We start from the raw sequence: 8766 nt of genomic DNA on the forward strand, positions 1-8766 counted from the left end.
CTTTTTCCAGTAACCCAAATCTTCAAAATAACCTATTTTTGAACCTTATGCAACTATCTCAGGAAGACTTTTACCTCATGGCACTGCAGGCTATTGATGGTCTAGGACCTATCAAGGCGAATGCTCTTTTGAGAAGTTTTGAAAATGCAGAAAATATTTTTAAGGCAAATCGTAGAGAATTAAAAAATACTTTATCAGCGCTAAGTGATGAAGTGATAAAGCAAATATTAGATAAATCTTCATTTGCAGAAATTGATATTGAAACAAAGTTTTGTCAAAAAAACAATATCGATATTATCACTTTTCAGAATGAAAATTACCCTGTGAGATTGAACCTTATCGAGGATAAGCCTCTCGTACTTTATAAAAAAGGAAATATTTTCCCTAAAATAAAGCGAAGTCTAGCTATCGTGGGGACACGAAAATCGACAGAATATGGTCATAAGTTTTTAGAACAGTTTTATGCAGAACTGAAAGAGGTCAAGAATTTAGCTGTTATTAGTGGATTAGCACTTGGTATAGACCAGAAGGCTCATGCACTCTGCGTCAAAAGCAATATCCCTACTTTAGCAGTTATGGGTCTGAGTTTAGAGAAAATTTACCCTGCACAGAATACGAATCTAGCCAAATCAATTTTGGAAGCAGAAGGTGGCTGGATAACAGAAACCTCATCGCAGAGTAAAACATCACAGGGGGTTTTTCCGAGAAGAAATAGATTGATAGCTGGTCTCTGTGACGCCATACTCGTAGTAGAGACGGATATCAAAGGAGGTTCGGTGATTACGGCACTTCTCGCAAATGATTACGGCAAAGATGTATTTGCACTGCCCGGTAGAATATCGGATGCTCAATCGAGAGGGTGCAATGATTTGATACAAAGAAATCTAGCCAGTCTGGTGAATACCCCTAAGGACTTGATAGAAGCAATGTCATGGAATACACATACCAATAAAAAAATCCCAAAGACTTTAGAATTGGATTTTGAAGGAACTGCTATGCAGAAAAATGTTTTAGATGTCATTCGAAAAACACCAAAAATAGAATTAGAAAAATTATTGTTTCAATTCAACTTGGAACATGGTCAGCTGGTAGAAACCTTATTGGAATTGGAATTGCAGGGTATGATAAACACCTTGCCAGGCAATAAATATGAACTAATTTAAATGGACGACAATCAAAATTTAATTCTTCGTAAGTTAAATAAATTTCGAGCTTACTTCGATGGGGATATTTTTACAGATGATAAAATGCGAATTTTGTATTCGACCGACGCCTCGCTATATCGCAAACTCCCATTAGCTGTGGTTTATCCTAAAACGAATCAAGACCTCAAAAACATAGTCTTATTTTGCAATAATAACAAGACCTCCATCATCCCTCGAACTGCCGGAACTTCGCTAGGGGGTCAGTGTGTAGGCGAAGGGATAGTAGTCGATGTATCGCGATATATGAATAAAATTCTGGAAATAAATCCAGAAGAGAAATATGCTATCGTGCAACCAGGGGTGGTGCGTGACGAATTGAATATAGCACTTAAACCATATCACTTACATTTCGGACCCAACACTTCCACCTCCAATAGAGCCATGATTGGTGGTATGGTAGGGAACAATTCGAGTGGATCTTTTTCCATTAAATACGGCACTACGAGAGAGAATGTGATATCGATCAAAGGCTATTTGAGCGATGCGAGCGAAGTAGAATTTAAAGATTTAAGTACCCATGAATTTCGAAGTAAGTGTCATGGAACTAGTCTTGAAAGTAGTATCTACCGTCAAATTGCATTTGAACTAAATCACCCTGTTACGCAGGCTGAGATTGACAAAGAATATCCAAAAGTAGGAGTCTCCAGAAGAAATACGGGATATGCACTAGACTTTCTATTAAATACTGAGCCTTTTCATCGAGGTTATGAGCCATTCAATTTTTCCAAAATGCTTTGTGGCAGTGAAGGAACGCTCATGCTATTTAGCGAGATAAAACTCAAACTCGTAGATGCTCCTACAGTTAAAATTGCCTTAATTTGTTCGCACTTTGACAGCCTAGAGGCAAGTCTTCAAGCGGCGGTAGAGGCTATGAAACTCCACCCAAATCAGTGCGAACTGATGGATAAAGCGATATTGGATTGTACTAAAGACAATCTAGTGCAGGCAAAAAATCGTTTTTTTATCCAAGGAGATCCTGCTGCTATATTGATGATAGAAGTGGAGGAAAAAACGGATAAGACACTAGAGGAGCAGATAACAGCTATGAAGGAGCAGTTGAATTCCCTCGCTATTTGTCATTCCGTTTTATATGGCAATGATATTAAAAAAGCACTACAATTGAGAGCAGCAGGCTTAGGTGTATTGCAAAATATGAAAGGCGAAGAGCGACCCGTCGAGTTCGTCGAAGATACCGCTGTGCATATAGAGGATTTACCTGATTACATACGAGATTTTAATCAAATGATACACGACCTAGGTACGACCAGTGTTTTCTATGCACATGCTGGTGCTGGGGAATTGCACACTAGACCCAAGGTCAATCTTAAAACAGAAGAAGGAAGAAAAAAATTTAGAGCTATCGCAGAGTCTTCAGCTCATTTAGTGAAAAAATATAATGGATCCTTGAGTGGTGAACATGGTGATGGACTGGTTCGGGCAGAGTTTATTCCTATTGCTTTGGGACAGAGAAATTATGAATTGCTGCGAAGAATTAAAAAAACGTGGGACGTTCATAACATTTTCAACCCTGGAAAAATAGTAGATGCTCCGCCCATGGACACTAATTTGAGAGAAGATTACAATACTAGGGCAGATGCTATCCAAACTATGTTTAGTTTTGAGAAAGAAGGAAGCCTGATCAAAGCCGCTGAGAAGTGCAGCGGTTCAGGTGATTGTAGAAAGACAAGTATCATTGGCGGCACTCTTTGTCCTAGCTATCAAGCTACTGGCGAGGAAGAACATTCTACGAGGGCCAGAGCCAATATGTTGAGAGAGTTTTTGACGCATCAAGATTCTATCCAAGGGCTAAATCATCAAGAGATATACGATGTATTGAAATTATGTCTGAGCTGTAAGGCTTGTATCAGTGAGTGTCCTAGCTCTGTTGATATGGCTGCGTTGAAGTCTGAATTCCTATACCAATATCATAAGTCAAATCCACTGACCAAGATAGAAAAATCAACCGCTAGTTTTTATAAGATATCCAAACTAGTCTCACCTTTTGCCTTCTTCACCAATATAGCCCAGTCACTGCCTGTCATTTCTCATACGATAAAGTATTTTTCAGGTATAGATCAGAGAAGAAGTTTACCTAGATATGCTAATTCAAGTTTTGAAAAATGGTATGGAAAGTTGCCATTGAAAAGTCAAGATTCTAAAGATAAAGTCTATTTATACGTAGATGAATTTACGAATTATTTAGATGCAGAAATAGGAAAAAAAACCTACCTGCTGCTTACTGCTATGGGGCTGAAAGTAGAAGTTTTGCCATTTTTAGATAGCTCTCGCAGTCTAATTTCTAAAGGTTTTTTAGAAGAAGCTAAGAAAAATGTAAATGAATTTATTTCGCAAGTAAAATATATAACAGACGATGAATATCCTCTTATTGGCATAGAGCCATCAGCTATTTTGGGAATACGAGACGATTATCATAGACTCATATCTAATGAACTCAAGTCCACTTTAGAACTTGTTGCGAAAAAGACATTTTTGATGGAAGAATTTTTGTCTGATTATTTTCTCAAGCATCCAGAATTAAAATCGAAATTTACAGAAGCTAAGAAAGAAATTGTTTATCATGGGCATTGTCATCAAAAGTCTTTGAGTTCAACCCAATATGCCCTCGATATTTTAAATTTCCCAGAGAATTATACTGCTAGTGAAATCCCAAGTGGTTGCTGTGGCATGGCAGGAAGCTTTGGCTATGAGCATTTTGAATTGAGTATGAAAATAGGTGAAATGGTTTTGTTTCCATCGGTAAGGAAAAATAAAGAGAAAGAAATTTGTGCTTCGGGCACATCCTGCCGCCATCAGATAAAAGATGGTACTAGACGAAAATCAAGTCATCCTGTAGAAATTTTATATCATGCACTGATTGAAATATGAAATTAATCGGCTCATATTTTTGCAAAATATGAGCCGATTAGCATTTCTAATCGGCTCAAAAAGCTATCTATAATATCTTTATAATGCTTAATATTGTTGAGTTTTCAAGTTTTTCACTGAAATTAAATTGAAATTAAATATATTTGCGAAAATTAAAAATAATCGGCTCATATTCTACCATAATATGAGCCGATATGATACGCTAATCGGCTCACAATATGTATCACTGGACAGATGAAAATTGGCCTCATTTCATATGGAATGATAGCCTGTATGAATTAGCAGAAAAGAAATTTCTCAGCATTGCAGGATTGGGACAAGGAGCCATTGACCTTATACAATCAGAGAACAAAAAAGAGTCTATTCTCAATATATTAGTGAAGGAAGCTCTCAAAACATCTGCAATAGAAGGGGAAATGGTGAGTCGTATAGACCTCGTATCATCTATAAAAAAGAAATTAGGATACAATATCAATATAAAAAATGTCAAAGATAAACGCTCTGAGGGCATAGCGAAAGCCATAGTGCAGTCACGAGAAGATTTTGATGCCGAACTAACAGAAACTATGATGCACCAATGGCATGAGGATATTTTTCTATATACTAAGACAATAACCAAAGGTCAATGGCGAACCGGTACTGAACCTATGCAGATAGTATCGGGGTCACATGGTAGAGAAGTCGTACACTATGAAGCACCGCCTTCAAAGCAAGTCCCTCGGGAGATGAAACGCTACATACAATGGTTCAATCGAACACGGACAAACCCTAAGCATAAAATATCTAATCCAATTGTACGTTCAGCGCTAGCGCATCTCTATTTTGAGTCCATTCATCCCTATGAAGATGGCAATGGGCGAATAGGTCGTATCTTGGCTGAAAAGGCACTATCGCAAGGCTTAGGTCATGCTGCACTCCTGAGTCTTTCTAGTAGTATAGATGCAGATAAGAAGTTATATTACTCTCAATTGAAAAAGGCCCAACAAACGCTTAAAATTGATGCTTGGATAGCTTATTTTAGTCAAATAGTAATTGCAGCGCAACTTGAGTTTAATGAAACTGTTCAATTTGTTGTCAAAAAGAGTCGATTTTTTGAAGCCATACAGAATATAGTAGATAAAAAACAACTCAAAGCCATACAGAAAATGGTGATAGATAATCAGGAATTTATCGGTGGTATGAATGCTAGCAAGTATATGTCTATTAATAAAGTATCAAAAGCTACTGCTACTAGGGATTTGGCAGATTTAGTTTCCAAAAATATATTAATATCAAAAGGAAAAGGTCGAAGCACGAATTATCAAGTGAATTTAGATATGAATAGTGCTTAAGAAATATATAATTTTGTAGATAAAAAAAATAAAGTATTGAATATAGCAGTAATTGGAACAGGATATGTAGGCTTAGTTTCGGGAGTTTGTTTTGCTGAGACAGGTGTCAATGTCATTTGTGTAGATAATAATGCAGAAAAAGTAGAAAAACTCAATAACGGAGAGGTTCCCATATTTGAACCTTTATTGGACACCTATTTAAAGAGGAATTTTCATGAAGGACGCATTCAGTTTACGCTTGATTTAAAACAAGCTGTAGATAATTCTGATATTATTTTTTTAGCATTACCTACGCCAGAGAGTGAAGATGGCTCAGCGGATTTGAGTTATGTGTTGAAAATGGCGGAAACTTTATCAGGCATTATTCAGTCTTATAAGGTTGTGGTTAATAAAAGTACTGTGCCTGTAGGTACAGCGGCTATGACTCAAAAAATATTTGATGATAAATGTAAGGTAAAAGTTGATGTCGTTTCCAATCCTGAATTTCTTCGTGAAGGCTTTGCAGTAGAAGATTTTCTAAAACCTGATAGAATAGTGATAGGAAGTAGCAGTGAAAAAGCTACTGAGCTGATAACAAAGCTTTATAAGCCTTTTGTCCGTCAAGGTAATCCTATTTTCGTCATGGATGAAAAGTCTGCTGAACTGACAAAATATGCTGCAAACTCATTTCTCGCTTTAAAGATTTCATTTATGAACGAAATGGCGAATCTGGCGGAGAAAGTGGGTGCAGATATAGATAGTATTCGACGAGGAATCGGCACCGATAATCGAATAGGAGGCGCATTTCTTTATGCTGGCTTGGGTTATGGCGGTTCTTGTTTCCCTAAAGATGTTAAGGCATTACAGCATATTTCTCATTCGAATAGCTTTGATTTTAAAATATTGAATGCTGTCATAGATGTCAATGCATTACAAAAGGAAAAATTCGTAGAAACTATTCTTCAAAATGCAGATGTGAAAGGAAAGAAAATAGCCATGTGGGGACTATCTTTTAAGCCTAATACTGACGATATACGAGAAGCGCCCGCCCTATATGTTATTGATAAACTAGTGGAAGCCGGTGCTAATATAGTAGCTTATGATCCAGAAGGAATGCCAAATGTGGAGAAAAAAATAGGAAATAAAATTGATTATGCAGACAACATGTATCAAGCGATTGAGGATGCAGATATCTTAGTAATTGTTACCGAATGGCCTGTATTTCGAACACCTGATTTTGATAAAATGAAATCTATAATGAAAGGTAGAACCATATTTGATGGTAGAAATGTATTTGATTTAAGAGATGTGGAATCTACCGGATTTGACTATTATAGTATTGGTAGGAAAACTATTAAAGCCAATATCTGATTTTTTTAAAATTAAGTAATGTCAAAGAAAAAAGTTTTAATAACAGGCGCAGCGGGTTTTTTGGGTTCACACCTCTGTGATTATTTTATAGAAAGAGGCTATAGTGTGATAGGAATGGATAACCTTATCACAGGCAATATGAAAAATATAGAACACCTGATGGCGCATCCAGATTTTGTATTTTACCATCACGATGTGAGTAATTATGTGCATATACCAGGTCATCTAGATTATATCATGCATTTCGCTTCACCTGCTAGTCCTATAGATTATTTAAAAATACCTATTCAAACTTTAAAAGTAGGCTCTTTAGGAACACATAATTTGCTAGGACTCGCAAAGGCTAAAAATGCTAGAATGTTGATAGCTTCGACATCCGAAGTATATGGCGATCCATTAGTACACCCACAGACGGAAGATTATTGGGGCAATGTGAATCCCATAGGTCCACGAGGAGTCTACGACGAAGCAAAGCGTTTTCAAGAAGCTATGACAATGGCTTATCATCGCTTTCATGGGGTGGGAACAAGGATTGTTAGAATATTTAATACCTATGGTCCTCGCATGCGTCTCAATGATGGACGTGTATTGCCGGCATTTATAGGTCAAGCACTTCGGGGCGAACCTATGACTATTTTTGGTGATGGCAGTCAAACTCGTTCTTTTTGTTATGTTTCTGATTTGATAGAAGGCATCTATCGCTTACTCATGAGTGATTATGTATATCCTATTAATATTGGCAATCCTGATGAAATCACCATCAAAGAATTTGCGGAAGAAATTACTAAACTTACGGATTCAAAATCAGGGATAGTCTATCAACCACTTCCTCAAGATGACCCAATGCAGCGCCAACCCAATATCGATAAAGCAAGAGAAATTCTAAACTGGGAACCAAAAGTGAAGCGTGCTGAAGGCCTGAAAATAACCTTTGACTATTTTAAAACACTCACAGCAGAAGATTTGAATAAGATTGAGCATAATGATTTTACCAAATACAATAAGTATTAGTTCTTGGCTAATTTTCGTTGAACTAGCGCTATTTCCGTAGGTATGACTAAATATATTGAACTACGAAGTGACACCTTCACAAAACCAACTCCAGCTATGCTAGAGGCTATGTTTCTGGCAAGAGTAGGAGACGATGTATTCGGGGAAGATGAGGTAGTCAATACCTTAGAAATGAAAGCAGCAGAGCTTTTTGGTATGGAGTCTGCTATATTCTGTCCTTCAGGCACTATGACGAATCAATTAGCAATACGAACCCATTGTCAAGCTGGAGACGAAGTGATTTGTGAATCATTATCACATGTTTATATCTATGAAGGAGGCGGTATAGCTGTCAATGCCCAAGCATCTGTGAAGCCAATAAGTGGGCAACGTGGTCAAATCAATGCTGAACAAGTATTGAATGCTATCAACAACCCCAATGATATCCATCAACCTGTTTCAAGGTTAGTTTCTCTTGAAAATACTGCAAATAGGGGTGGTGGAAGTATTTATGATTTCGATGAAATTCTTAAGATTAAAAAAGTTTGTGAGGAAAAAAGTTTAAAATTTCACCTCGATGGCGCTCGACTATTCAATGCTCTGGTGGAGTCAAGTCAATCACCTAGTGATTATGGTAAAGTGTTTGATAGCATTTCTATTTGCTTATCAAAGGGCTTGGGTTGTCCAGTTGGTTCATTGCTGCTAGGGAATAAAAATTTCATACAAATGACCAGAAGGTATAGAAAATTGATGGGTGGAGGCTGGAGACAGGCTGGTTATCTGGCAGCAGCGGGTATATACGCTCTAGATCATCATGTTGAGCGGTTAAAGGAAGATCATGAAAGAGCTCGAATTATTTCATCGAATTTAAAGTCTTATTCATTTGTAGCGGACGTTCAACCAGTAGAATCAAATATTATTATTTTTCAAACCCATAATACTGTGCCAGCTAAGTCTATTGTTGAGAAATTAGCCCAAAAAAATGTTAAATGTATTGCTATTAG

At 37.1% G+C, this 8766-nt stretch carries 6 protein-coding genes; all 6 read left to right on the forward strand.

Annotated elements, in window-relative coordinates; translation table 11 throughout:
- Positions 1-47 precede the first annotated feature (47 nt).
- A complete protein-coding gene (gene dprA, locus JNL75_08850) occupies positions 48-1163 on the forward strand; it encodes a DNA-protecting protein DprA (GenBank protein ID MBL7789917.1) in 1116 nt (371 codons plus the stop codon).
- Positions 1164-4091, forward strand: coding sequence for an FAD-binding protein (locus tag JNL75_08855; protein ID MBL7789918.1), 2928 nt, complete (start codon positions 1164-1166; stop codon positions 4089-4091).
- A gap of 218 nt (positions 4092-4309) precedes the next feature.
- Entirely contained in the window at positions 4310-5422 is a 1113-nt protein-coding gene (locus tag JNL75_08860; protein ID MBL7789919.1) for a Fic family protein, read from the forward strand.
- Between the two features lie 36 nt (positions 5423-5458).
- Positions 5459-6772, forward strand: coding sequence for a UDP-glucose/GDP-mannose dehydrogenase family protein (locus tag JNL75_08865; GenBank protein ID MBL7789920.1), 1314 nt, complete (start codon positions 5459-5461; stop codon positions 6770-6772).
- An 18-nt stretch (positions 6773-6790) separates the two neighbouring features.
- The gene (locus tag JNL75_08870) at positions 6791-7783 is read left to right on the forward strand and encodes an SDR family oxidoreductase (protein ID MBL7789921.1); all 993 of its coding nucleotides are present in this window, start codon (positions 6791-6793) and stop codon (positions 7781-7783) included.
- 42 nt (positions 7784-7825) lie between these two features.
- Positions 7826-8766, forward strand: a 941-nt coding sequence (locus JNL75_08875) for a threonine aldolase (protein MBL7789922.1), incomplete at its 3' end; no start/stop codon positions are given.

This window comes from Chitinophagales bacterium, assembly GCA_016787225.1.
In the GTDB taxonomy this organism is placed as follows: Bacteria; Bacteroidota; Bacteroidia; order Chitinophagales; family JADJOU01; genus CHPMRC01.

Bases quoted from the DNA above. Each gene is read 5' to 3' on its own strand.
- dprA (MBL7789917.1), top strand. From the start codon at position 48: ATGCAACTATCTCAGGAAGACTTTTACCTCATGGCACTGCAGGCTATT.
- JNL75_08855 (MBL7789918.1), top strand. From the start codon at position 1,164: ATGGACGACAATCAAAATTTAATTCTTCGTAAGTTAAATAAATTTCGA.
- JNL75_08870 (MBL7789921.1), top strand. From the start codon at position 6,791: ATGTCAAAGAAAAAAGTTTTAATAACAGGCGCAGCGGGTTTTTTGGGT.
- JNL75_08860 (MBL7789919.1), top strand. From the start codon at position 4,310: ATGTATCACTGGACAGATGAAAATTGGCCTCATTTCATATGGAATGAT.